Genomic DNA, 24905 nt, shown 5'->3' with positions numbered 1-24905 from the left:
TTACTTAGTGAATATTTTATTTTATTTATTAATATTATAATATAAAACAGTAATACCTATTGATATCTAATATTTAAATTTTACTATTTGATAGTAAATAAAAAATAAATGTAATACTATAAAACGATTATATAAGAAAAATATAAAAAAGTATGATAAAATTTTAATTAATTTTTTTAATGTGGCTTATGCTGATGTATATGAATTATAACCAATATTTAAACAAGTTTTAAAAATTTAAATAATTATTATAAGGATAATTATAATTTAGGGATATTCATGAACTATGATAGTTTATTAAAAATATATGCCAGTTCTTATGAACATGTTAAAGTAGATGAAATTAAGGCAATGCCTATGATTAAATTAAAAGATGTAAGGGAGTTTTTAAAGTTTGCCAGCAAATATAAAGCTAAAATTATCTGTGAATATGATGGCAATAATGGGGATAATAATACTGCTAATAAATATGATAATAACATTAATAAAGGTAATAAGGACGCCACCAATAAACAGGATATTAAAGATTCAGGAATGTTTTTTATTACATTAAATGGAGCAATATATTGGATACCAAATAAAGGATATAAATCATTGTACGATTTATTTGATGGTGTTGAGAAGGGATTTGAATTTGGTGAAGATTATTATAGATATAAAGAATTAGGTTTTTCAAATGCAAAAGAATATTTTGAGTTTAAAGAATCTGGTTTTAAAGATAAAGATGATTATAAAAATGCTAAGAAATTGGGTTTTATCGGAGCTCTAAATAAATTGAAAAAAGAAGGGTTAGCATATGATGATTTACTTAGTGGATGTAAATATATAACCTGCTATACAGAAGAAGGGTACAGGGATGAATACAGAATATGTTCAGATGCAGATTTATATTATTATGCCATTGAAGAAGGATTTAAGGATTTTAAAGAATTATTCAATGCATTATTGTTGGAATTTGGAAATGTTGAGATATATAGAGATGCATTAGATAATGGATTTCAAAATGCTGAGGAATATTACAATTGTTTAGAGAGAGGATTTAAAAACATTGAAGAATACAACAAAGCAAAGAAATTAGGCGTATGTAGTAAGTCCTCTTATGAATTGTATTTAAAGTTAAAAGGTATTATGTCGGAATATAGACTAGCTACCTTTGAGGAGGCTCTCCTCTATGATATAATATTGGATATACCATTTGGTAGCGAGATTACTATTGATGAGATATGGGATAAATTGAAAAATGATAAAAGGATAGAGCTCACACCAGAAGAAAAATTGCAGGTAATGGCAGGTCATAAAGAAAAAGATAAGATAATAAATTATACTCAAAAATGGTTTTCAAAGAGATTTGATAATAAAGAAGACTTAAAAAAATATATGTTAAACGATGAATTTATTAATTCAATGTTAAATTATGATTTGGATAAATACAACTTCAAAAAAACCTGTCCTGTAATACTTTCAAAAAGATACATAATTATAGATGGAATAAATATAGCTCAAAATATCAAAGATGACACGATATTTAAGTATATACATCGCACAATCAACATGGCAAAAAAGATAGGATTTGAAAATATAATTTTTGTAGTAGATAATAGTGATCCCTCCATCCCAAAAACATACTATCATTAAATGTAAAAAAAGTTAATTCAAGAGAGGAAGCCTATAGTTTAATATTAAATTATATAAAGGGGGTTGCTGCATTGGTAATTACAAATGAAACATTTGATGAGTGGAAACAGAAAGATAAGTGGATTGCCAAGAATATCAACAACTATATTATTAACTATACTGTTAAAAATGGAAATATTGAGGTGGATAAAAAGATAATCAAAGGATTATTTGAAAAAATGGTTGAGGATAGATTAGTCAATATAAAAAATAAGTTTAAATAAATACCATATATTGCATTAAATGCTTCCAATTATCTCCAATATAATTCCCACAAAAACTGGAAGAATTAAATTATCATCTATCTTTATTTTTTTACTAATAAATTCAATGCATGCTCCAATAAAGGCAACGGCAATGCCCAATATTCCATAAGGATAATATAAGACAATACCTGCTGAAATAAAAAACGCCAAAAATCCTTCAATAGTTTTTCCAAAATATTCTATTTTTAATTTCCCCCTAACCCCAATTAATGTAGCTAATCCATCTCCAATGGCAAAAACCAATATGGAATAGAATATGGCATTAATATCCTTAACTACAATCAATGTTATCAACAAACCAATTGCAAATAAAATTGCCCCTTTTCCAAATTCTTTTTTCCTTTCACACCTGCTAAGTAAATCAGATATTATTGGGAGGTAATGCTCTTTTAAATAATAATATAAGAAGATTCCAACAACAATTAAGGCTACTAATAAAAATATAAGGGTGTATTTATTAATATACAATACAGAAAAAGCTACAACAATTCCAAAGATTATATGAATGGTTTGACGATATAACTCCCTTATTTTCATAAAAATACCTTATAACATCGTTCTAATTATTTAATAATTAAATAGTAATTACGATAATTATTATTTAATAAAAACTATAAAGTTTCTTTAATTGATTCATATAACTTATCACATAAAAACTTTATTTCTTCCCCAGTAATTGTTAATGGTGGGATAACTATCAAAGTATTAAATATGGGTCTCATATATATGCCCTTTTCAAGCAATTTATCCGCAACTTTGTATCCTGCTTTAAATTCATAAGGATATGGTTCCTTAGTTTCTTTATTCTTTACGAGCTCTATACCAATCATAAAACCTCTCTTCCTAACATCACCAACATGTTCGAGCTCCTTCAATTTATCCAATGAGTTATGTAGTAATTTTATTTTTTCGCCAATATTTTCAAATATCTTGTCGTTTTTTAATATGTCCATCGTGGCAATAGATGCAGCACATAATATTTGATTTCCCGTGTAGGTATGTCCGTGGAAAAGTTGTCTGCATTCTTCAAAATCCCCTAAAAATTGATTATATATCTCTTCTGTTGTAATGGTTGCTGCAAGTGGCACATACCCCCCAGTTATTCCCTTTCCAAGTGTAATTATATCTGGCTTTCCCAATTTCTTCAATGTTTCATTATCTGAAAAAAGGTGTTTTCCAAGTCTCCCGAATGTTGCCACCTCATCGAGTATTAAGATTATGTCGTTTTCCTTACATTTTTTTGCAACTTCTTCTATATATCCATCAGGATATGGTATCATACCTGCTGAACCCATTACCCCTGCTTCAAGAATTACACAAAAAATCTCATCCTTATGATTTTCTATAAGATTCAGCATGTTTTCAAGACATTTCATACTGCATCCCTTTTCATCCCTCTCATCGGTATCTTTAAAATTGTGGTATTCGCACCTATAACAGTACGGAGCTCCGGCATGATATCCCTTAAATAAAAGTGGTTTAAAACATCCATGGAATGTTTCACTACCTCCCACACTCATTGTTCCAATTGTGTCTCCATGATATCCTTCTTTCACTGAAACAAATTTTGTTCTTTTATTATTTTTACCATCTCTTAATTGGTAATATTCAAAAGCCATTTTAACAGCTATTTCTACTGCTTCTGCACCATCTTCTGAATAAAATACCTTATTTAAATGGGGTGGAGTTATTTCAACAAGTTTTTTTGCTAAAACTATTGAAGGGATATTTCCACAGCCTAAAAGTGTAGAGTGACATATCTTTTCAGCCTGATTTTTTATGGCATCTATTATTCTTTTCTCGCTATGACCAAATAAATTGCACCATATAGATGAGACTGCATCGAGGTATTTTTTTCCATTTATATCCACTAAATAGTTTCCTTCACCCTTTTCTACAATTATATTTTTTAATGGTGGATTATACTCTTTCATCTGTGTGTATGGATGCCAAACATATTTTTTATCCCATTCAGCAAGATTTTCTGTGAATTTATCCATTATATCACCTATTGAACTAACATATTTTAAAATTATTGAAATTATTAAAATTATAAATCTTGGAATCATCAGACTAAATATTAATATAGATATTATAAAATATTAAGTATCATTGCTAAAAATAAAAGTAAATAAATAAAAATAAATTAAATTAAAAAAATAAAAAATAAAATATAATGCATAAAATAAAATATAATATACTCATTTTTATTAAATTATAATTATTTAATTTATTATTGGTTCCTTATATTTTTTATTTTTAATGTTTTCTCCAAATTCCTACAAACAGCATGTGGTCTTTTTCAAATGGTTCAATATTTACTTCGTCGATAATTTCAAAACCGCCATTTATTAAAATTTCTTTCTGTTCTTTAAATATCTCTTTTGGATTTCTCACAACATCAACACTTCTGGCTTTTATGGAAATCATTCCATATCCATTTTCTTTTAAAAACCATTTTGCATTTTTTACAAGTATTTCTGCCTGATTTGGTTGTGCAACATCCTCAAATATTACATCCACTTCCTCAACCATGTTAGCATATACATTTGGAGTATTAGCATCTCCCAATATCGGAATTAAATTTTTCCTATCGTTGCAAACTTCTAAAAACTCCCTCATAATCCTTGGTGCAAATTCCACAGAATAAACTGGTCCTTTTTCAGTTATATCGGCAACATGAGATGGTGTTGTTCCCGCAGATACCCCTAAATAAAGGACTTTTGTGTTCCTTTTGATTGGCATATATTTTAAACCATTTATTATGGAAGCTCCCAATTTACTTTTATTTGGATTCCAAATTCTATACTCTACGCCATCTACTTCTATTAATCTTTCTCCATATACTCTTTTTGATGGAACAAGCGATTTTGTAGCTATTCTTTTTATTCCATCGCCCATATCTACTTCGTAAATATTATCAAAAATCTCCTTAATTTTCACAGTATCACCAAATATTTAATTATAGAACATTTAATACATATTTAATATTTAAAATATTTAAAAATGATAATTTAATGTAATTTATAGTTCTCGACATAACAAATTTAACTAATAGAAATTTATTAACCTAATATTATCTCATTTTATTGTATAGAAACTGTAAGTATCACATAGGTTTTATTGTATGTGAATTAATAATTAACAAAGTTCTGTCTTTGACTATATATAATTTAAAGTAATTTATAATACTTAATTACAATTTAGAGGATGTTTTTCCTATTACCTTTCTTTCAGTTTTAGGTCTATCCTTTTTATGACTTTTCTGTTTAGTCTTTTCTGATTTTGCAGCTTTAAATTTTGTCTGTTTTTTTCCTTTTCCAGCGGGTTTGCCCTTGGTTCTACTTCCATCTTTATCTCCTCTACCTTTAACATCTCTTCTACCTTTATCTTTTCCGCTTCTGCCTCTATTACTACCTCTTCTATTATCGTCCCTTCTTACTGGTTTTTTCTTTTTTGGTTCTGGATATTTTTCTTTTATGGATTCTACCTTTTTATTGAGGTCATCTAAGAGCTCATCTGCAATATAGTTTCCATACACATCAGCCCTTACTGCAATTGAAAGTTTGCATGCAAGAGCTCTTGCAACCTTACCTCTAATCCACCATGGTGATGATTGAAGAAGTGGATGCTGGAATATCACACCATGTTTTGGAGGCAGAGCTCCCTCTCTAAGATGTGCAAATAATGCCTTTTCTGCACCCATTACCTGTATTGTAGATGCTGGAAGTTTTGACAACCTATCTATACCCCCTGTTAAACTTATTAATCTTGCACCCAACGATGAACCTGCTATTTTTGTTAAGTTTGGTGCTATTTCTTCCATCAATTCTTCCAAATAATTCTGTAAATTTTCTCTAAGTTTATACATGGACTTTATTTCTTCTGCAAATGTTTTTATAATACTTAGGTCTCTATCTGATAATTCTGCACCCATTGATTTTTTTGCAACTGTGGATAATGTCCTTGCTAATTTTGAAGGGAGAGATTTTTTTAATCTAGTTCTTGTATAATTCTCCCTCTCTGTATATGTGGATGCTACATCTACATAGAGCTCATGTTTTTTTATTAATTTGTCCATTTCTGGAAAATACAATGAATACCACTCTCTAAACCTCTCAGAGAATAAATTTAAAGATTCGTCTAAATCATCCAATGCACTTACTGTCTGAATTATTAATTTATCCCTCTCCTCAGAAGATTTTTTCATGAGTAATTTTGTAAATTCAGTGCCCCATAAATTCATTTTTTCAATGAAATTGTTATAATCTTCAAAAACATTATACTTTTTACCGAGCTCATATAAGTTTTTTCGTATGAGCTCCCCTGCTATGTTAGGTTCGTTCTCGGATAATTCAATGCTTATTTCTTCTTTTTCTTCGTCTTTATTTAAATTCCACTCTTTTTTTAGTTCCTCAACGATTTCAAAATTTCCATTTCTTAAATTATACATAATTTTAGGAATATCTTCTTCTTCAAAGATTTTGCAATATTTTAAGTCGTTTAGTGTTAAATTCTCTAAATTTCCATTGGATTCCAAAGCAAATGCTCCATATGGTGCAAATGTTAAATATATCATAAAATCACCATTGATTATATATATTATTGATAAAATAAAAATAATTAAATAATTACCATATAATAACTAAAAATAGAGTTAATAAATTTCTATTTTTTATTATTTATTCTTTTAATTTTATTATTTTAGTTTTTGTTTTTTAGAATTTTTATATAGAGCTCTATAATATTTAAACTATGGTATTATTTTTTATTATTTATACATTACATTTTTATTATTATTTTATTATTATTTTATTAATTATCTCAATTTTTTATGCTACCTTATGCTTTATTTATTTTTTATTTTTATATTTATATATTAATTTCGTTCCATTTTAAATTAATTTTTTCATTAGAAAACTATATATACCACAGTATATATTATGCTATTGTTAATTTTTTAAAGTAGTTTAACAGAAAAATAAAGATTAAATAATCTAAATAATATATGAACAACATATAAATAAAAAATAAAATAATATATATTAAACATAAATTTAAAATTACTTAAAATCTTAAATAAAAAATGGCTTTGTTTTTAAGCCAGAAAACCACTTTTTTGGAGGAGCAAATATGACAGATGAAAACCTATTGACAACATTAGACACATATTTGGCGTCTGGAATCCATATAGGAACTCAGCAAAAAACAGAAGATATGAAAAGGTTCATTTACAGGGTAAGGTCTGATGGACTCTATGTTTTAGATGTTAGAAAAACAGATGAAAGAATAAGATTGGCAGCAAAATTCTTATCAAACTATGAACCAGAAGATATTTTAGCAGTTTCAAGAAGAATTTACTCAGTTGGACCTTTAAAAAAATTCGGTCAAGTAACAGGCATAAATACAGTAGCAGGAAGATTTGTTCCAGGAACATTAACAAACCCATCATCAAGGAAATTCCTTGAACCAGAGGTTTTATTTTTAAGTGACCCTAGGGTTGATAGACAGGCATTAAAAGAAGCCATAGAAATTGGAATCCCTATCATTGGAATGTGTGATACAGAACATTTGACCTCATTTATTGATTTCATAATTCCAACAAACAATAAGGGTAGAAAGGCTGTTTCATTAATATACTATCTTATAGCAAGAGAATATTTAAAAAACAGAGGATTAATTGGAGAAGATGTGCCATTCACATATGAAGAATTCTTGGAAAGAGCTATGAATGTTAAGGTAAAAATTACCCCACAACAATTCCAGAGAGGCAGAGGAAGGAGAAGAAGAAAATAAGAAAAAAGTAAATAAATTATGCAAAATATGAAATATGATAGATACAAAATATATAAAAAATAATAAAATATATAGGCATATCTCACTACGCCAAGGATGATGAAAATGGATGAAGAATTATTATTTGAATGCCCAATATGCGATGATATAACCCCTCATGAGATACTAAAAAGTCAAGAATCTAAGAAGCATGTTAAACTAACTGTAAAATGTTTAAACTGTGGATATGTTCATGATATTGAAAAAACTTTAAAATTAAAAGATGTAAAGATAATCATAAGCAGATATGGGGAATCCGAGAAAAAGGTTTCTCAACTTCCAGTAGATGAGATTTTAAAAGTTGGGGATGTAATAAATATTTTTGGAGAAGATGTGGAGATAACAAGTATAGAAACTACAAAGAGGGTTATGTCATCGAAGGTTGAGGATATCCAAACCATATGGGCAAAATCTTTAAATATACCTAAAAAGGTCGGTATTTCCATAAATGATAGGAATACTACCTATTCCGTCAATATATTGGTCCCTCAGGATTATGTATTTGATAACGAAACAACCTATCGTGTGGGGAGAATGTTCTTTAAAATAAAGATGATAAAAACTGAGAAAGGAACATTCAAGAGGGAAATTGCAAGAAAAATAAAAAGAATATATGCAAATACTTCAAGACCCATTAGAAACTATGAAGATTTAACAGATAATGTTGTTGTATAATATTTATCCTATACCTAATAATATCCATTACCTATTATATTATAAACTAAGGATATGTTTAGGATATTGATTATTAAGTATTATTAATATTAAAATCAAAAATTGAATTAAAATCACCATAATAAAATACTAATATCACTAATGAGGTGTAATTCATGGCAAGAATGAAAGCTAGGGCTGGCAAAGGAAGAAGAATGGCCAGAGATACTTGGAAAACAAAATCATGGTATAACATATATACTCCACAGACATTTGGTGGGGATTTGATAGGTCATACCCCTGCAAATGACCCATCATTGGTTATTGGAAGAGTGGCAGAAACAAGTTTAAAAGACTTGACAAATGACCATTCAAAACACATGGTAAGAATGTATTTCAAAATAGACGGAGTTAGCGGAACAAACGCAACAACCCAATTCGTTGGGCATGATACAACAAGAGAATATCTAAAATCATTAATTAGGAGAAGAAGAAGTAAAATAACAACCGTAACAGATGTAAGAACAAAAGATGGATACAAAATAAGAGTTAAATCTATGGTATTAACAGCTGTTAGAGCAAGGGACCATCATAAAACAGATATAAGAAAGAAAATGGAAGAAATTGTTAGAGATATGGCTAAAAACGCAACATTCCCAGAATTCGTTCAGGCAATGTTATTGGGTGGCTTAGGTTCAAAAATATATGGGGAATGTAGAAAAATATTCCCTATGAAAAGGGTAGAAATATATAAATCAGAAGTTTTAGAATTTGGAAAACCAGTAGGAGCTCCTAAACAGGAAGAAACCGAAGAAGTAGAAGAAGCTACCAATGAGGCAGTAGAGGAAAATGAGGAAGTAAAAGAAGTAAAAGCAGAATAAATAACATAATTTTTTATTTTATTTTTTAATTTTTTATTCTTTTAATTTAATTTTATTTTTTTATTTTAGAATTTTTATTATTATGGTTGTAATCATGGTGTATTAATTCATATTCAATATTTTTATCTTCAACACATTTTTTAATCAGTTTTTCCCTATGTGATAAAGTCCCTTTTTTTCCAGTTTTTACCTCTATAAATACTATTTTTTTTAAATTATCCTCGCTTAATCCATCAAATACTATAAAATCCACAGGGCTTCCAACGAATCTTGCATCTTTTGGATTATATTTAAACTCTGGAAAGTATGGGACTAAATGTTCTGTTATTTTTCCCATTACAACAGCTTCGCTTCTTTTAATAGCATCCCTTCGTATATTTTTTTCTTCTTTTTGTTTCCACTCACTAAATAGTATTTTTGCTTTTTCCTCAACTTCTTTTTTTAACTCTGTGCTTCTCCATTCCTCGAACAAACTCAATGCCCTGCGTTCTATTTCGTCTTTTAATTTTAAATATTTCAAAAATAATATAATTAATACAAATACCAGCAACAATACTATTAAGTTTAAAATTAAATCCATATTATGACCTTTTAAAATGATTAGTTAATGATATAAGTATAAGAATATAACAGATATAAAAATAAAATATTAAATAAATTATAAAACCAAATAAATTAAAGAACTAATATATATATATATTTTATTTATATTTTTAGCTATAAAAATTATTATTATTTTATATTGCCATATATGAGGTGAAATTATTAAAAATAAATTGATGGTTATTAGTATAATAATGTTTATGAGTATTTTTATAATTTTTTCCGGATGTTTAGATATATTTTCAGATAACAATGGCAATAATAACAATTACAATGGTAATAGTTATGAATATCAAAAGTTTCTCAATAGTCATGAGCATTTCACTGCCAAGGTTATAAAAATCACGGATGGAGATACTATATGGGTTATGGATAAAAATGGGAAAAAATACAAAATAAGACTTTTAGGGGTAGATACTCCTGAAATATATCATAAAAATAGCCCTGAAAAATTTTATATAAATAATCATCCAATTAGTAACATAACTTATTTAAAAGTTTGGGGATATAAGGCAAAAGATTATGCGGAAAGGATGCTGGGAAATAAAACTGTCATTGTAGTTTTTGACAATGAGGCTCCAAGAAAAGGGTACTACGGTAGATATCTCGCATATATATTTATAGATGGAGATGATTTTAACGAAGAATTACTTAAAAATGGATATGCAAGGGTTTATGTGTCTAATTTTGAATTGAAAACTAAATATTTAAAAGAGGAAAGATATGCAAAAGAACACAAAATAGGATTATGGAATGTAAGTAATAATTAAAAAATTAAAATTAATGTATGAGTTAATAATTATTTAGCTATTATTTAAAATAATTTAAAATTAACATTATTCAATGTTGATACCTTTTTTGATAGATACTTCGCTTTTTGGTAATTCTACTATAAGCATTCCATTCTCAAATTTAGCAGATGCATTATCCTCTTTTACAGTTGCAGGTAATTTTATTGTTCTGTATATTTCTTCATCTTCTGGAATTTCTGAATAAACAATTCTTTCGGATTCGGTTATCATCAATGGTGCTCTTTTAGCTCTGATTTCCAAGGTATCTCCAACAGCATTAACAACTATATCTTCTTTATTTACCCCAGGAATCATTGCTATGACCTTTACATTATTATCCCCTTCAATTAATGTAATTGGCATGTATCCCTTACCTGAAATTTCAAGACCTGAGCTCATGGTTTTCATAGTTCTCATTCCAGCCATTGGAGACATGAACATTTCACTCATTAATTTTTCAATTTCTGAAAATGGATCTCTTCCAAACATAACTTTCACCCCATTTTTTTCTATGTTAATATACCGTAATGGTTCTATATAAATATTTTGGTTTAGTGCATTAATATGGCACAACCATATAATAAAATAACTATAAAAATGAAAAAATAAAAAACATTACTGAACAGATATACTATCTATTTTATATTTAGTTATTATCTTTATTACATTTATTATATATTATATTATATTTATTACGGTGATATTATGTTTGGAAGCTTAAAGAAAAAATTAAGTAAGACTGTCTCAAAAATTGCCGATAAAATTTATTCAAAGGGAAATGAAGAAGAAAAGACAGAAGGAAATAAAATAAATAAGATAAATAATGAAAAAAAGGAAATACTTAATAAAAAGGAAAATGAATTATCAGAAGTAGCACAATCTAAAACAGAGGCATATACAAAAGATACAGGAGTTGTAGCTAAATATAATGCACAAATAGAAAGTCCCTCTAAATTAGAAGAGGAGATAGAAAAAAAAGAAAAAATAGGATTTTTTGATAAGTTTAAACTAACAAAAACTATAAAAAAAGTCCTTGGTAAAGATGTAATACTGACTGAGGACGATATAGCAGATATTTTAGAAGAATTGGAATTGGAATTATTGGAGGCTGATGTGGCGTATGATGTTGTTGAAAGGCTTGTTGAATCGTTAAAAAATCAACTTGTAGGAACAAAAATAACAGCAAAGGATAACCCTGAAGAAATTACAATAAATGCTCTAAAAAATGCCATAAAAGAAATATTATCTCAAAAGAATATGGATATATATGAGCTCATAGAGGAAAAGAAAAAATCAAAAGAACCCGTTGTAATAGTATTTGTAGGTATAAATGGAACTGGAAAAACTACATCAATAGCTAAATTGGCACATAAATTAAAAAATAAAGGATACTCCGTAGTTTTAGCAGCAGGCGATACATTTAGAGCAGGAGCCATTGAACAACTCGAAGAGCATGCTAAGAACATTGGAGTTAGAGTTATAAAACATCAAAAAGGTGCAGATAGTGCCGCAGTAATATACGATGCAATACAGCATGCAAAAGCCAGAGGAATAGATGTGGTTTTAGCAGACACTGCTGGACGACAGGCTACAAATATTAACTTAATGGATGAGATTAAAAAGGTAGTTAGGGTAACAAAACCAGATTTGGTTGTATTTGTGGGTGACTCCCTTGCTGGAAATGATGCCATAAATCAGGCTGAGGAATTTAACAATGCTGTAAATATAGATGGGGTAATTCTAACAAAAGTAGATGCCGATGCAAAAGGTGGTGCAGCTCTATCCATTGCCTATGCAATTGGAAAGCCTATTTTATTCTTAGGAGTGGGTCAAAGATATGAAGATTTAGAAGAATTTAATGTAGATTGGATGGTAAATAAATTATTTGGAGATGAGGAAGTCAAATATTCTACTGAAAGGGAATTTTAACCGCATGTTATTAATTTAGTTATTTTTTAATTTTATTTATTATTTTTTATTATTATTTTTCAATATCCCATTTTAAAATACCATATCCTACATATCCAATAGCACAGATTGCCAATGGTTCAAATATTCCAAATAATGCTAAGATTAAAGATATTGCAAATATAATCATTCCTATTTTATTGGGATATTTTGGATATCTAATATCGCTTATCATTAACAACCCAAATATTATTGCCAATATTGGAACGATTATAGAAGCCAGGTTATAATTTACGATATTATATTTTAAAAATAACTCACAGGTAACACTTAAAATAAGAGCTCCCGCAGGTATGGGTAATCCGACAAAATACCTAACATCCAATATACCAAATCTTGCCAGCCTCAGAGCTCCGCATATAAGAAATATTAATGAGGCTATTAATCCAAAGGTTCCTTCAAAATAGTAATAAAGTAAGTAAGCAGGAGCTACTCCAAAACTAACAACATCGCAGATACTATCCAATTCTGCCCCAAAATCTGATACAGTATTTGTTTTTCTCGCAACATAACCATCCATGGCATCAAAAACTATCGCCAGATATATAAATCTAAAATCCTGAAACAATATGGCAAGCATACCAAAAACAATATTTATAACAGTTACATAATCCGATATGGTGATAATATTCTTAATTTTGAACATCTTATCATCTTTTATTTTTTATAAATGATTTTAATTTTTATTTTTAATTTTTATTTTATAACTTTTTGTAAAATCGATTCAAACATCTTCTTGATTTTTCGAGTTTTTTATTCCCCACATCTAACAATATTTTTAAATAATCATCATTCACTATGAGCTCACCATTTATACCTATTGGAACATCCATTTTATAGGTGCTTAATATTTCAACTATTATTCTCCTATCAGTTATAGATTTTATAGATGATGCCTTTAAACCGTTATGGATTGCAAGTTCTAAAAGTTTTTTTGCATAATATATATCCTTTGAAGCAACATGGAGAATTGGAGAATTCATGACAAAGACCATATTTTCAAAATCCTTAGACCTTTTATTTAGAGCTTCAAATAATTCTTTTTCATTGGCGTAATGGTGCCATTTCCCAAGCCATTTTGAATATATCTTAGGATTTTTATTTTTTGGAAATTCCATAATACCACATCTTCCTATACAGGAGCTCGTGGTATAGTAATTATCCATTTCATTTATCTTATTCACTATGAACATTACGCCTTCATCAACAAGGTTGTTTTTTATAGCCTCATTTAACTTTTCCATAGTCCTTTTTTTATCTTCTTTGAACATATTTTCACTATTATATGTACATAAATTAAATTTTAATAGATTAAATTTTAAATTTAAGGAAATTATAAACTACATAAAATTATTTACTATAAATTATCTATAAAATTTATCTATTTTTTATTTTATTATTTATTATCTTATTTTTATTTTATTAATTATTATTTTATCACATCATATCTATCATAGTTTATATTTAAAAATATATGATATAAATATCACAGCCGAAATAAATGCCAAGATTCCTCCATATATAAAAGTTATAGATGGGTTAATTTGCCATAAACATCCTGCAATTAAACTCGAAGGTAGGCTTGCCAATCCTATAACCGTGTGAAATGTTCCAAGTGCAGTGCCTCTTATATTGCCGGAGCTCAGGTCAGAAACATAAGCCCGCTGATTTCCTTGGATTATAGCATAGGATATACCGTATAATGCAAATAATACTATAAACCAACTTAAAGAATGGAGATATGCAAAACCAAAAGAAGTTAATCCATACAAAAAATAACCTGAAATAATAACCTTTTTCCTACCTATTTTATCCGAAAGAATTCCAAATGGGATGGCAAATGATGCATAAAATATATTGAATAAAACATACAATAAAATAGGGATTCCCACAGATAATTTTCCTACGAAATATTCCTGAGCTCGTAATATAAAAAACATATAACTAAAATTGGCTAATGTAAATATGGCTGAAACCAATATAAACAATTTAAGGGGTTTAGATAAACTTTTTAAACTTAATCTTAGTGATAAATACGATTTATTGCTTTTTGGTTCTTTAACAAAATAAATAGGAATTACTGCAAAGAATGAAATTATGGCGGCAATAAATATGATTTCATTAAATCCATATTTTAAAAACCAATACAATATAAAGACTGTTATGGAACCAATAATAGCTCCCAAGGTATCAAATGCTCTATGAATACCAAAACCCTTTCCTCTTTTTCCTACTGTGGAATCCGCTATTATAGCATCCCTTGGTGCTGTTCTAATGCCTTTTCCAACCCTTTCTAACACTGCAAAAGATAAAATACCTAACCATGTCTTTGAAAATGATAATAGTAATTTAAATATCGAGGATGTAAAATATCCCAAAAGAACGAAAATCTTTTTTTTACCTGTTCTGTCGGAGTAATATCCTGATATTACTTTTAAGATGCTGGCTATACTGTCCCTCAGTCCTCCAACTAAACCTATAATTACACTTGAACCCCCCAATGATGAAATAAACATTGGCAAAATAGGCATAATCATTTCGCTACTTACATCTGTTATAAAACTTACAATACTCAACAGAAAAACATTTTTGTTTATACCAAAATATTCTTTTTCTTTAATATTTCCTTTAATTTCCATACCTTATCACAAATTAGTTGAAATAAGAAATATAATGAATAAAAAAATTAATAAAAAAATAAAAATAAAAATAAGATAATAAATAAATTTACAAGAATAATAATATTAATAAGAGAGAAATAAATTATAAGGAAATGAATATATATGGAGATTTAAATAATAATATCAATAATTTCCCCACATTCTGGACATCTCGGAGCTCCTGTTGAAGTATCCAGGTTGTTTTTGATTATTGAAAATCCAGTTCTATCAATTAGCAGAGCTCCGCAGTTTGGGCAGTAAGTATTTTCTCCGTCATGACCTGGGACATTTCCAATATATACATATTTTAAACCTTCTTCAAGTGCTAGTTCCCTTGCTTTCACAAGTATTTCCACAGGAGTTGGTGGAATATTAGTTAATTTATAATCTGGATGAAATCTCGTAAAATGAAGCGGAGTTTCTTTACCTAATTTATCCCTTACAAATTCTATTATATTTCTTATATCCTCTATATTGTCGTTATAGGTTGGAATTATTAAATTGGTTATTTCCACATGTATGCCCAGTTTCTTTGCAACAATACATGTTTTTAATACAGGTTCTAATTTCGCAGCACATATTTCCTTATAAAATTTTTCATTACCTTTTATATCTATGTTCATGGCATCTATTTTTAAATGTTTAAGCGGCTCTTCTTCGATATATCCATTTGTTATCATCACATTGTATAGTCCATTTTCCCTTGCAATGTTTGCCGTATCATACATGAGCTCATAAAATATTGTAGGCTCCGTATATGTATATGCTATCCCATCGCATTTGTATCTTAAAGCTGTTTCTACAATATCCTTGGGATATAACTCATTATATGGTATTTCATCTGGTGGAAACTGACTTATCTGCCAATTTTGGCAGTGTTTGCATCTAAAATTACAACCTCCTGTGGCAATTGAAAACACCGAAGAACCGGGATGAAAATGAAACAGTGGTTTTTTTTCTATGGGGTCAATTGCAGCAGAGCATACCTTTCCATAATTTATAGCATACAATTTACCATTTATATTTTCTCTTCCTTTACAAAATCCCCTTTTTCCCTCAGGTATTATGCAGTGCCTTGAACAAATATTGCACCTAACCTTATTGCCTTCCAATATATCATAAAACATTGCTTCGTGAAGTTCTGATTGCATGATTTAACCCCCATTTTTTAAATAATCTGCTATATTAAATATTTCTGTAATTTCCATAAGAACTCTGTTGTTATAAATTATATCATAGGTTCTTTGAGGTAGTGCATTTTTGTCTGTTTTAAGGTATAATTTAACCGTATTATCTATATCCCCATAATAGATATTTTTAATTTCTCTTCGCGTTTCTAAATTATGTATCTTTAATATTTTTCCAATAGGTATATCAGCAGATAGCAGGTCTTTTTTTATATTTTCCCTTATATTATCGTCGTTAATATTTTTAAGGGGAATTTTTGAAGTTGCATATATCAAAGGAATTCCCTTAATTTCAAGTATAACACTTCTATAATTTACATTGTTTATAATCTCTTGATATATGGTTTTTACAACAACTTCATCATTGAACAATATTTCCAAAATGTTTGTAATGCTTCCATCAGTCCCAAGGAGTATTTTTTCCTCATTCCTTAGGTGGTATTTTTTTGAAAGTTCATTAATTACCTTATATGGCTTTATTATTGCATCTGCCATTATTAACACTCTTGTTATTTATTATTTACTGTTTTACTGGTTTATTGCTTATATATTATTCTGGATTTTTGTTATTTTCTTCTTTTTCTTCTCTTTCTGTTATGTTTTCTTTATTGTTATGTTCCTTCAATTTTTTATACAATTCCTTGGATTTTTCTTTTAATTTATTTATTTGAGAATATATCTCTATCAACTTTTGATGACTTTCTGCACTTATTTTTGCATTTTCAAGGACTTGCTTATGTTCTTCTGCTGATTTTTTAACGAATTCTGAGATTTCTTCTGAAATTTCGGCTATTTTCTTGTTTAATTCGTCAATAACATTGCTTTTTTCAAGAAGTTTTTTGTATGATTCAATTTCAGCAACTAATTCTCTCTCTTTTTCTAATGATGGGCATTTGGTTTCAATTATTGTTTCCAATTGTTGTATCTTTTGATTTATTGAATCCTTATTTACCTTCAATTCTTTAAATTCAATTAATAACTCTCCCCTTTCTTTTTTTAGATTTCTTATAAGTTCTATTTTTTCTTTAACTATTTTATTAATGTTTTCTCTTTTTTCTTTATGTAATTTTACCTCTTCATTTGCATTATTTCTTTTTTCCTTTAATTCTTTTGCCTTTTCATAGAGCTCTTTTATTTTATCATTTAATGTTTTTAATTCTTCTTTTTTTATGTTGGTAGTTGTTTCCATTTTTCACACCCAAATTTTGGATATTATATATTATACTACTGTTGATATATAAATATTTTTAGATTTATTAAGTCATATTTATAGTTATATTTATGTTCATATTTTTATAAATAGGTCATATTTTTCATATTTTTATATTAGGTATATATTTTACATTTTTACACATACTTTAAAATTTCTCTTAAATCCTTTTTATCTATGCATATATCAGCATTTTTCTTTAAAATATCCTTTGCACAAAATGCTATTTTTAAACCTGCCTTTTTAAACATACTTATATCATTTGCACCATCCCCTACAACTACGGTATCTTTTAAATCGATACCTTCTTTTTTTGCTATTTTTTCTAATATTTCCCCCTTTGCATATGAGCTCATAATAGGTCCTACCACTTCCCCAGTTAATTTTCCATCTTTTGTTATAAGTTCATTTGAATAGGCATAGTCAAGACCAAGGATATCTTTTACTCTGTCTGTGGCTATCGTAAAACCCCCACTTACAACACCTACTACATATCCTCTTTTTTTAAGTTCTTTAACTGTTTCCTCTGCTCCTTTTGTGAATTTTAGATTTAAAACCAATTCCCGTATATTTTCCAAAGGGAGACCTTTTAAAAGCGATACTCTTTTTCTCAAAGCTTCTCCAAAATCCAATTTTCCGTCCATGGCTTCCTTAGTTATTTTTTCCACCTCATCTCCAACACCAGCTAACTTCGCTATCTCGTCTATTGTTTCACAGTCGATTAATGTGCTGTCTAAATCAAATAAAATAAGCTTTTTTTTATTTTTTTTATGATTATTATCCATTTAATCACCAATAATTAAAATATATATTGATATTATGTGATTAATTATTTTTTTTTAATATTTTCTTTTATTTCTATAATATACTCACTTTTTATAAATATAAAAATATAATAATTATTGCATTAAATTTAGGGTTTAAGATTTAAAATATATAAAATAATAATTCCCTATACACTTCAACCATAACCTGTATTATGTTTAGATTATTATACTTTGCATATTCATATATAAGCCAATCCAATGGCTCCAATGATGCCGCAATTCCAATGAGTATAAATATAGCTATAATTTTTAACATATCCTTTAATATGCTTTTATCATTTATCCCCTTTATTATACTCATTATATTTATGGATAGTTTTCTATCTTTTTTATTTTCACCTATATATATCTCATTTAATGGTAGAATTTTATTTGCTATTGTGATACCCATCACTATTGAAAGTGCAAATCCTGCAAATTCAAAAATACCATGAGGTAATAATACTGCTATATCTTTAATATTGATATTATAACCCAAAATTCCAGTTAATGGATTTATTACAGTTATGATATAAAATAAAATCATGGTATTTAAATAATCTTTGAGGGAGCTCCTATTATTTTCTATATTATTTTTTATATTATCTTTCATATTATTTGCCATATCTTTTTTATACAAATAGGCTACAAGAGGAAATACCAACAGTATTACCACACATGCTATAGAATTACTTATAAAATACGATAAAGATATTGAAAGATAGTTATAGCCAACCTGGTGTGAAACTGCACCAGATATAACTTCAAATTTTTGAGATGCAACATTTCCCGCGACATTTAAGGTATTTCTACCAAAAAGAAAATACAATATTTTAGAAAAAAGAACCATGGATAAAAATCCACTCCAACAGGCAACATATGTTATAAAAAATTTCTTCAAAAAACTTAATTTTAAAAAATATTTAAACATATTTTGTAAAAATTCGGCTTTATTTTGCATATTAATCCTCTTTAAAGAATTTATCATATTTTTCGATATCTTCTTTTTCAGGTTTTATATTACCATAATATACCTTTTCAAAGATTTTTGTTATAGTTTTTAAACCTTTTATATGGTTATATCTATTACATATTTCCCTTGGAGTTAAAGATTTTTTAATATTTAATTTATTAACAAACGAGCAATATGCTTTAATTATTCCTTCGACATATTTTTTATTAGATATATATTTTTCAAATTCTGAATATATGTTCTTTATTTTTATATCGATATTGTTGTAAATGGTATCATCACTTTTAGCATTTATATTTACCATGTTTTCATGTTTTTTCATCCTGTATGATATCAAAACCATCAAAATAATTAGTATTATAAAACTTAAAATATATCCATTGTTGGAGGTTTTGCTGAATAATGGCATGATATTTTTATCATTAATTAACTTTTTAGATGGCAGGTATTTATAATCCCCTTTGAAAAATATATAACATCTACCAAGGCTATTATTTGATATATTAAATTCAAAAATTCCATTTTTTGTTTTTGAAGTATATGTTTTATTATCAATTACCAAATAGATAATTTTATTGTTCAATAAATTGTTATTTTTATCAAATAGGTTGCCAATTATTTTATCTTTATTATAATTTGCAGTTATATAGGTAGGAATCCTCACAAAATTTATGGTGATTGTTTTTTTGGAGTTGTTATGGATATTATTTCCGTTATATATTATATTTACAGTTATATTTTTCTCTAAATTTGATTTTATACTTAGGTTTGTAGGAGCTCTAACAGTTTCATGTTTGTTTAAATAATGAATATATATATTATCCCTTAACTCATTGCCGTAATAATCGTATAATTTTATTTTTAGGTTTGCATTATTGCCCACATATTCTTTATTATTGTAAATTACATCTATATATGTTGGAATCTTTAAACAGGTTATATTTAGTATGTTTGAAGTTTTTGACGATGATTTTGCGTAAAATATATGGTTCCCAAGTTTATTTAGTAAAAATGTTTTTGAAAAACTATTGTTTTTTAGTGTAATATTGTATGATATATTATTGTGATAGAGAGTTATTGAATTTGCTGTTTTATTTAATGTTTTGTTGATTATTGTGTTATTTATTATGTTATTACCAACATATCCATATATTGTTATATTAGAATTAATAAAAACGCTATTTTTATCCGAGTATATAACAAAACCTTCTGGTTTGATTTTGTTTAATTTATTGGAATACTTTATAGTATCTTTTAGCATAGTATTTATATCGCTTCTAACATTGGAAGTATCAAATTTTAAGACTTTTCCGTCCTTATCAGTTAAAGCTATGTTATCTATTTTATTTAACGAATCATTTAAAACCATTAAATTTCTATGAACATTTTTTAAAGATGTTTTAAAGATTATATAATCGTGTGAATTTTTAACATCCCTATATTTTATCATATTGTTGTAATTGATTGTAATATTGTTGATAGAATTGTAAAATTCCTCAAAAACTGGGGCAATATTTAAAATTGTATGATTTACATTGTGCTTTTTTAAATCTTTTGAAACATTAAAAACATTGGCAGATAGGAGCTCTGCTTTATTGCCCTCAATTAATAAATTTAGATTGGTATGTCCATCATCGATAAGGCTTTGAAAATAATTGAATATTATTTCATTTTCACCAATAATCTGGTCGCCAAACACTATTGGACATGAAAATAATATTATAGTTAGTAATAGACATTTTTTCATTAAAACACCATAATATCTATATTTTCTGAAAATAATAATTTAATCTACCATATATTAGATTATAGAATAGTAAGATTAATATATTAAGAAATATCAGGTATTAAACATTAATTAATATAAACATTATTAAATTTTAAATAATAAACTTAATATAATAAAATAACTATAAATATATTATGTATAACATACAGCAATATACATACCAAATAAAAAAATGGGAGGATTTCTATGAAAGCATATTCTATACTGCTATCTTTGATAGTAATTTTAGGGGCATTACCTTTGAGTTTTGCCTCAGAGACTACTGAAAATGTAGCAGTTGTAGTATCTACCCCAGCAGATGCCGTTGTTGCAGCACCATACGCCAAAGCAATGGGATACAAGCTGGTATATACTCCAACAGATAAATTATCAGATAACGCCAAAAAAGAACTTGAAGTAAATGATATTAATAAAGTAATAATTGTCGGAGGTCCAGTTGCAGTTAGCAACAATGTGGAAAGCCAAATAAGTAAGTTAAATATAAATACCAACAGAATATGGGGAGAAACAAGGGTTGAGACTTCCCAAAAAATGTATGAAGTTATTAAAAAAGAAAAGCCTGAATTGGCAAATAATATTGTAATTGCAGAAGGATTTGATGAGAAAATAATTCCTGTGGCAGTGAGCTTCGGAGCTCCTGTTGTATATTATGGATTAAATAAAGATGATAAAGTAGCAGATTTATTAAAAACTACAAAACCAGAAAATGCAGTAATTATAGGCAGTAAAGTTCCAAAAATAATAACAAATACAGTATCAACACAGGCAAAAAATACATTTATTGCATCAGGCAGTGAAGATTCAGTTATAAAAACTGCATTATCGTTTGTTCCAAAAATAAACCCTAATGCTGAAAATAAAGATGTTGCAGTTGTTTATGCTGAAAAAACCAACAATCCAGTAATGGATGCAATAGTAAGTTTTGTTAAGGGTTATGTGGGTGCAATAGCTCCAATTCCAGTATCAAAAGAAAATATAATAGATAACATAATTTCAAAACTTACATTTGCACCAGGGATTTCAGTTTCAAGTGATAGCACATCAATATCAAGCATTATATCAAATGTTGCAAGTAATTTGGGGGTATCATCTACCACAATAAAAACTACTCCATCAGTTAGTGGAGGTAGATACACACCACCAGTAGATGAAAAACCAGTTATAAATAAATTTGATATTTCAGTTGACGGATTAAAGGCAACATTTAACATAAATGTAAGTGATGACAAGGAATTGAAAAAGATTGTATTAAAATACGGTGATGGAACAAAAGAGATAAAAAATATCTCAGGAAAATCAAACAGTTTAACAATATCAAAAAATTACTTAATGCAGGGAAAATATACTGCAACACTAACAGTATATGACGATAAAGACCAAGCTACTACATCATCTGAAACTGTGAATTTAAAATACTTTGATATAAGTCCAGAATATTTATCAAAAATTGTTAGTGGAAATGTAGATGAATCTATTCCTATAACCATTACAAATTATAAAAATAAGAGCATAACTATAACAAACACATCTACAAGTCTTAATGTTAATACAAATACTAATTTAGTAAATACTTCTGAAAATATAACATGTAACATTAAAAATACCTCAGCATTATCCACTGGAAAATCATATCAGGCAAAAGTTATATTTGCTTTGAAAAATCATCCAGAAATAAATAAAACATTTGTGATGGATGTTGTAATTCCTAAGATAGAAGTAAAAACCACGAGCTCAGGTAAAAGTGTTTCGTTGCAAGTTGTAAATACAACCACAACAACAAACACAAGCATTGAAATAAATGATAATGCTACAAATGCATTTGTTATAAATACCACAGTAGGGGCTAAATCGTTAGATATTGCAATACCTACAACAAATACTTCAAATACATCTGGAATAGAAAATACTACAATTCATTTAGAAAATGTTAAAGATGCATTAGACAGGGCAGAAGAAATCCAAAATACTTCAACCTTAACAGAAACACTTATAAAACCAGTAGTTGTTGCAAGTAAAGATGTAAGTGATATATCAGTAGATGTTAAAAATATCAGTATTAATGGAGATACAAATAAAGCTACGGTAAATACAGAGATTAAATTTAATAAATCTACAAACGATACCTACGCAGTAGTAGCCATACCAGTGGGCAATAACCCAGTAGATAATGTATATAAGGAAGGATTGGGAGCTATACCACAATATGATGGAACCGGAACGCAGAGAAACTACTACAAATATGATGCAGCTAATGGGGTTTTAATATTATTCTTAAAAGATGACCCAATAGTAAGTTTTACATTGAGTATGAAAGCAATAAACCAACCACCAATAATAGATCATCCATGCATCGAAAATGGATTAAATGTATTAATAAATGCGTCAAATTCGCATGACCCAGAAGGTAAAAATTTAACATTCACATGGTCAGCACCAGGAGCTCAGAGTGTTTCATACCTCGATGGTGGAAAAACAATAAACATAACCTATCCAGCAGATGGAACCTACAATATTACATTGACAGTATCGGATGGAGTATATGATGTTTCAGCTGTAATAACAGTTTCAGTAACTCAGCCAGTTGCAGAAAAACCAGCAATAAAAATTATAGCAAATGGAAAAACTATCGAATTCGCAGGGCAGGATAACAATACATTATCAATTGCAGGAACTAAAACTATTAATCTACCACATATAACAGCAAATGTAAATGTTGTTAATAAAAAGGATACAAACAAAGGTATAGATATATACTTTAAAGATAATGCAAGTGTGGAATCAGTAATTGAAGCAATGAACAATTACAACACAGTATCATACAATGGAGATAACATTACAATAACCTACAACAATGCAAATATGAATGGTAAAAATGTTACACTTTCAGTAATAAGCAATAGAAAATCTCTAAGAAATGCCATAAATAAAATGCTCAATGGAAATGCAAGTGATTTAATTGGACTCATTGAAATGAACCAGTATAGCAAATACAACTGCGTCCAAACAGTATCTAATAATAAGGCTACATGGACATTACCAGCAAGTGATTTCAGCGGTGATGTAGCCGTAGTAATTACAGAAGGAGGATATACTCCATGGAATGCCACTTATGTAAAAATCCTTGCAGTAGGCGGATTTGAAGTAATGAAATACAATATGACATTAACCTATGTAGGAACAAATCCTTTCGCCAATGGTTCAATATACAACATCTCAATAAATGACACTCCAACACATAATGTAAGATATGGATTGGCAATGATAAATAAGAATGCAGGAATAACCTTAAATGTAGTTGGAACAAATCCAAACAACAACTTATTCAATGTTTCAGTAGCTGGAAACAGTGGAACAGAAATAGTAGTAAATAACAATGATTTAATACCAATAAATGCATCAAAAATAAACGATATAGTAGGAACAATATTCACGCCAGATACTGCATCAGCAACATACAGTCCATCTACAACAAGTAGTTCAGTTACCTTAAAACTACAAAATATATCAAATGCCTATGTTATAGGAACTGCCTACGATACAGTAGATAAAAAAATTGTTGCAGTAGAGCAACAATAAATAATTATTTTATTTCTTTCTTTTTTAGGATA

23 protein-coding genes are annotated in these 24905 nt (G+C 28.0%); 8 read left to right on the top strand and 15 right to left on the bottom strand.

Annotation, left to right across the window (positions count from 1 at the left end):
* Positions 1-279: 279 nt before the first annotated feature.
* Complete coding sequence (locus METOK_RS06820) at positions 280-1635, top strand: hypothetical protein (RefSeq protein WP_048057933.1); 1356 nt, start codon at positions 280-282, stop codon at positions 1633-1635.
* A gap of 71 nt (positions 1636-1706) precedes the next feature.
* Positions 1707-1898, top strand: a complete 192-nt coding sequence (locus METOK_RS06815; RefSeq protein WP_048057932.1) for a hypothetical protein — start codon at positions 1707-1709, stop codon at positions 1896-1898.
* Positions 1899-1913: 15 nt separating this feature from the next.
* Here the strand turns inward: METOK_RS06815 and METOK_RS06810 are convergent, their stop codons facing one another.
* From METOK_RS06810 to METOK_RS06795, 4 genes are all read right to left on the bottom strand, one after another.
* Complete coding sequence (locus tag METOK_RS06810; RefSeq protein ID WP_013867486.1) at positions 1914-2477, bottom strand: diacylglycerol/polyprenol kinase family protein; 564 nt, start codon at positions 2475-2477, stop codon at positions 1914-1916.
* Between the two features lie 74 nt (positions 2478-2551).
* The gene (gene bioA / locus METOK_RS06805) at positions 2552-3940 is read right to left on the bottom strand and encodes an adenosylmethionine--8-amino-7-oxononanoate transaminase (protein WP_048057931.1); all 1389 of its coding nucleotides are present in this window, start codon (positions 3938-3940) and stop codon (positions 2552-2554) included.
* Positions 3941-4199: 259 nt separating this feature from the next.
* Positions 4200-4898 (bottom strand): fibrillarin-like rRNA/tRNA 2'-O-methyltransferase, encoded by a 699-nt coding sequence (locus METOK_RS06800; RefSeq protein ID WP_269595620.1) that lies wholly within the window; start codon positions 4896-4898, stop codon positions 4200-4202.
* Positions 4899-5136: 238 nt separating this feature from the next.
* Positions 5137-6519: a hypothetical protein gene (locus METOK_RS06795; protein ID WP_013867483.1), complete on the bottom strand. Its 1383-nt coding sequence runs from the start codon at positions 6517-6519 to the stop codon at positions 5137-5139.
* 554 nt (positions 6520-7073) lie between these two features.
* Here METOK_RS06795 and rpsB point away from each other — a divergent pair.
* The 3 genes from rpsB (at position 7074) to METOK_RS06780 (ending at position 9310) form a co-directional block, all read left to right on the top strand.
* A complete protein-coding gene (rpsB, locus tag METOK_RS06790) occupies positions 7074-7736 on the top strand; it encodes a 30S ribosomal protein S2 (protein WP_013867482.1) in 663 nt (220 codons plus the stop codon).
* A 105-nt stretch (positions 7737-7841) separates the two neighbouring features.
* The gene (locus tag METOK_RS06785; RefSeq protein ID WP_013867481.1) at positions 7842-8450 is read left to right on the top strand and encodes an HVO_0476 family zinc finger protein; all 609 of its coding nucleotides are present in this window, start codon (positions 7842-7844) and stop codon (positions 8448-8450) included.
* Positions 8451-8605: 155 nt separating this feature from the next.
* A complete protein-coding gene (locus METOK_RS06780) occupies positions 8606-9310 on the top strand; it encodes a 30S ribosomal protein S3ae (protein ID WP_013867480.1) in 705 nt (234 codons plus the stop codon).
* 52 nt (positions 9311-9362) lie between these two features.
* Here METOK_RS06780 and METOK_RS06775 read toward each other — a convergent pair whose 3' ends face one another.
* The gene (locus tag METOK_RS06775) at positions 9363-9890 is read right to left on the bottom strand and encodes a Holliday junction resolvase-like protein (RefSeq protein WP_013867479.1); all 528 of its coding nucleotides are present in this window, start codon (positions 9888-9890) and stop codon (positions 9363-9365) included.
* 217 nt (positions 9891-10107) lie between these two features.
* Here METOK_RS06775 and ecnA point away from each other — a divergent pair, with 217 nt between their 5' ends.
* Positions 10108-10683 carry a calcium-activated nuclease EcnA gene (gene ecnA / locus METOK_RS06770; RefSeq protein WP_232210797.1) on the top strand — a complete coding sequence of 192 codons (576 nt, stop codon included), beginning with the start codon at positions 10108-10110 and terminating at the stop codon, positions 10681-10683.
* Between the two features lie 66 nt (positions 10684-10749).
* Here ecnA and METOK_RS06765 read toward each other — a convergent pair whose 3' ends face one another.
* A complete protein-coding gene (locus METOK_RS06765; RefSeq protein ID WP_013867477.1) occupies positions 10750-11193 on the bottom strand; it encodes an Hsp20/alpha crystallin family protein in 444 nt (147 codons plus the stop codon).
* 216 nt (positions 11194-11409) lie between these two features.
* Between METOK_RS06765 and ftsY the strand changes: the two genes are divergently transcribed.
* The gene (ftsY, locus tag METOK_RS06760; RefSeq protein WP_013867476.1) at positions 11410-12633 is read left to right on the top strand and encodes a signal recognition particle-docking protein FtsY; all 1224 of its coding nucleotides are present in this window, start codon (positions 11410-11412) and stop codon (positions 12631-12633) included.
* 52 nt (positions 12634-12685) lie between these two features.
* Here ftsY and pssA read toward each other — a convergent pair whose 3' ends face one another.
* The 9 genes from pssA to METOK_RS06715 all read right to left on the bottom strand — a co-directional run bounded on the left by pssA (position 12686) and on the right by METOK_RS06715 (position 21255).
* Positions 12686-13318, bottom strand: a complete 633-nt coding sequence (pssA, locus tag METOK_RS06755) for a CDP-diacylglycerol--serine O-phosphatidyltransferase (RefSeq protein ID WP_013867475.1) — start codon at positions 13316-13318, stop codon at positions 12686-12688.
* 55 nt (positions 13319-13373) lie between these two features.
* Positions 13374-13943 carry a tRNA(Phe) 7-((3-amino-3-carboxypropyl)-4-demethylwyosine(37)-N(4))-methyltransferase Taw3 gene (taw3, locus tag METOK_RS06750; protein WP_013867474.1) on the bottom strand — a complete coding sequence of 190 codons (570 nt, stop codon included), beginning with the start codon at positions 13941-13943 and terminating at the stop codon, positions 13374-13376.
* A 180-nt stretch (positions 13944-14123) separates the two neighbouring features.
* Entirely contained in the window at positions 14124-15311 is a 1188-nt protein-coding gene (locus METOK_RS06745; RefSeq protein WP_013867473.1) for an MFS transporter, read from the bottom strand.
* A 152-nt stretch (positions 15312-15463) separates the two neighbouring features.
* Entirely contained in the window at positions 15464-16483 is a 1020-nt protein-coding gene (amrS, locus tag METOK_RS06740; RefSeq protein WP_013867472.1) for an AmmeMemoRadiSam system radical SAM enzyme, read from the bottom strand.
* Between the two features lie 3 nt (positions 16484-16486).
* Positions 16487-17014: a chorismate pyruvate-lyase family protein gene (locus METOK_RS06735; protein ID WP_013867471.1), complete on the bottom strand. Its 528-nt coding sequence runs from the start codon at positions 17012-17014 to the stop codon at positions 16487-16489.
* A 55-nt stretch (positions 17015-17069) separates the two neighbouring features.
* The gene (locus METOK_RS06730) at positions 17070-17708 is read right to left on the bottom strand and encodes a DUF7121 family protein (protein WP_013867470.1); all 639 of its coding nucleotides are present in this window, start codon (positions 17706-17708) and stop codon (positions 17070-17072) included.
* Positions 17709-17866: 158 nt separating this feature from the next.
* Positions 17867-18514 (bottom strand): phosphoserine phosphatase SerB, encoded by a 648-nt coding sequence (serB, locus tag METOK_RS06725; protein WP_013867469.1) that lies wholly within the window; start codon positions 18512-18514, stop codon positions 17867-17869.
* A gap of 142 nt (positions 18515-18656) precedes the next feature.
* Positions 18657-19496, bottom strand: a complete 840-nt coding sequence (locus METOK_RS06720) for a hypothetical protein (RefSeq protein WP_013867468.1) — start codon at positions 19494-19496, stop codon at positions 18657-18659.
* 1 nt (position 19497) lies between these two features.
* Positions 19498-21255, bottom strand: coding sequence for a hypothetical protein (locus tag METOK_RS06715; RefSeq protein ID WP_013867467.1), 1758 nt, complete (start codon positions 21253-21255; stop codon positions 19498-19500).
* 228 nt (positions 21256-21483) lie between these two features.
* Between METOK_RS06715 and METOK_RS06710 the strand changes: the two genes are divergently transcribed.
* Positions 21484-24873 carry a PKD domain-containing protein gene (locus METOK_RS06710; protein WP_013867466.1) on the top strand — a complete coding sequence of 1130 codons (3390 nt, stop codon included), beginning with the start codon at positions 21484-21486 and terminating at the stop codon, positions 24871-24873.
* Positions 24874-24905 lie beyond the last annotated feature (32 nt).

Source organism: Methanothermococcus okinawensis IH1, assembly GCF_000179575.2.
GTDB classification, from domain to species: domain Archaea; phylum AGJL01; class Methanococci; order Methanococcales; family Methanococcaceae; genus Methanofervidicoccus; species Methanofervidicoccus okinawensis.
This window is presented reverse-complemented; position numbering and strand designations above follow the sequence as displayed.

What these genes read in the sequence shown, in the direction of transcription:
- pssA (WP_013867475.1), bottom strand. Translation starts at nt 13,318, where the DNA reads ATGTTCAAAATTAAGAATATTATCACCATATCGGATTATGTAACTGTT.
- METOK_RS06720 (WP_013867468.1), bottom strand. Translation starts at nt 19,496, where the DNA reads ATGCAAAATAAAGCCGAATTTTTACAAAATATGTTTAAATATTTTTTA.
- METOK_RS06730 (WP_013867470.1), bottom strand. Translation starts at nt 17,708, where the DNA reads ATGGAAACAACTACCAACATAAAAAAAGAAGAATTAAAAACATTAAAT.
- METOK_RS06820 (WP_048057933.1), top strand. Translation starts at nt 280, where the DNA reads ATGAACTATGATAGTTTATTAAAAATATATGCCAGTTCTTATGAACAT.
- METOK_RS06765 (WP_013867477.1), bottom strand. Translation starts at nt 11,193, where the DNA reads ATGTTTGGAAGAGATCCATTTTCAGAAATTGAAAAATTAATGAGTGAA.
- METOK_RS06810 (WP_013867486.1), bottom strand. Translation starts at nt 2,477, where the DNA reads ATGAAAATAAGGGAGTTATATCGTCAAACCATTCATATAATCTTTGGA.
- rpsB (WP_013867482.1), top strand. Translation starts at nt 7,074, where the DNA reads ATGACAGATGAAAACCTATTGACAACATTAGACACATATTTGGCGTCT.
- amrS (WP_013867472.1), bottom strand. Translation starts at nt 16,483, where the DNA reads ATGCAATCAGAACTTCACGAAGCAATGTTTTATGATATATTGGAAGGC.
- ecnA (WP_232210797.1), top strand. Translation starts at nt 10,108, where the DNA reads ATGTTTATGAGTATTTTTATAATTTTTTCCGGATGTTTAGATATATTT.
- METOK_RS06775 (WP_013867479.1), bottom strand. Translation starts at nt 9,890, where the DNA reads ATGGATTTAATTTTAAACTTAATAGTATTGTTGCTGGTATTTGTATTA.
- METOK_RS06710 (WP_013867466.1), top strand. Translation starts at nt 21,484, where the DNA reads ATGAAAGCATATTCTATACTGCTATCTTTGATAGTAATTTTAGGGGCA.
- METOK_RS06745 (WP_013867473.1), bottom strand. Translation starts at nt 15,311, where the DNA reads ATGGAAATTAAAGGAAATATTAAAGAAAAAGAATATTTTGGTATAAAC.
- serB (WP_013867469.1), bottom strand. Translation starts at nt 18,514, where the DNA reads ATGGATAATAATCATAAAAAAAATAAAAAAAAGCTTATTTTATTTGAT.
- METOK_RS06715 (WP_013867467.1), bottom strand. Translation starts at nt 21,255, where the DNA reads ATGAAAAAATGTCTATTACTAACTATAATATTATTTTCATGTCCAATA.
- METOK_RS06735 (WP_013867471.1), bottom strand. Translation starts at nt 17,014, where the DNA reads ATGGCAGATGCAATAATAAAGCCATATAAGGTAATTAATGAACTTTCA.
- ftsY (WP_013867476.1), top strand. Translation starts at nt 11,410, where the DNA reads ATGTTTGGAAGCTTAAAGAAAAAATTAAGTAAGACTGTCTCAAAAATT.
- METOK_RS06785 (WP_013867481.1), top strand. Translation starts at nt 7,842, where the DNA reads ATGGATGAAGAATTATTATTTGAATGCCCAATATGCGATGATATAACC.
- taw3 (WP_013867474.1), bottom strand. Translation starts at nt 13,943, where the DNA reads ATGTTCAAAGAAGATAAAAAAAGGACTATGGAAAAGTTAAATGAGGCT.
- bioA (WP_048057931.1), bottom strand. Translation starts at nt 3,940, where the DNA reads ATGGATAAATTCACAGAAAATCTTGCTGAATGGGATAAAAAATATGTT.
- METOK_RS06780 (WP_013867480.1), top strand. Translation starts at nt 8,606, where the DNA reads ATGGCAAGAATGAAAGCTAGGGCTGGCAAAGGAAGAAGAATGGCCAGA.
- METOK_RS06795 (WP_013867483.1), bottom strand. Translation starts at nt 6,519, where the DNA reads ATGATATATTTAACATTTGCACCATATGGAGCATTTGCTTTGGAATCC.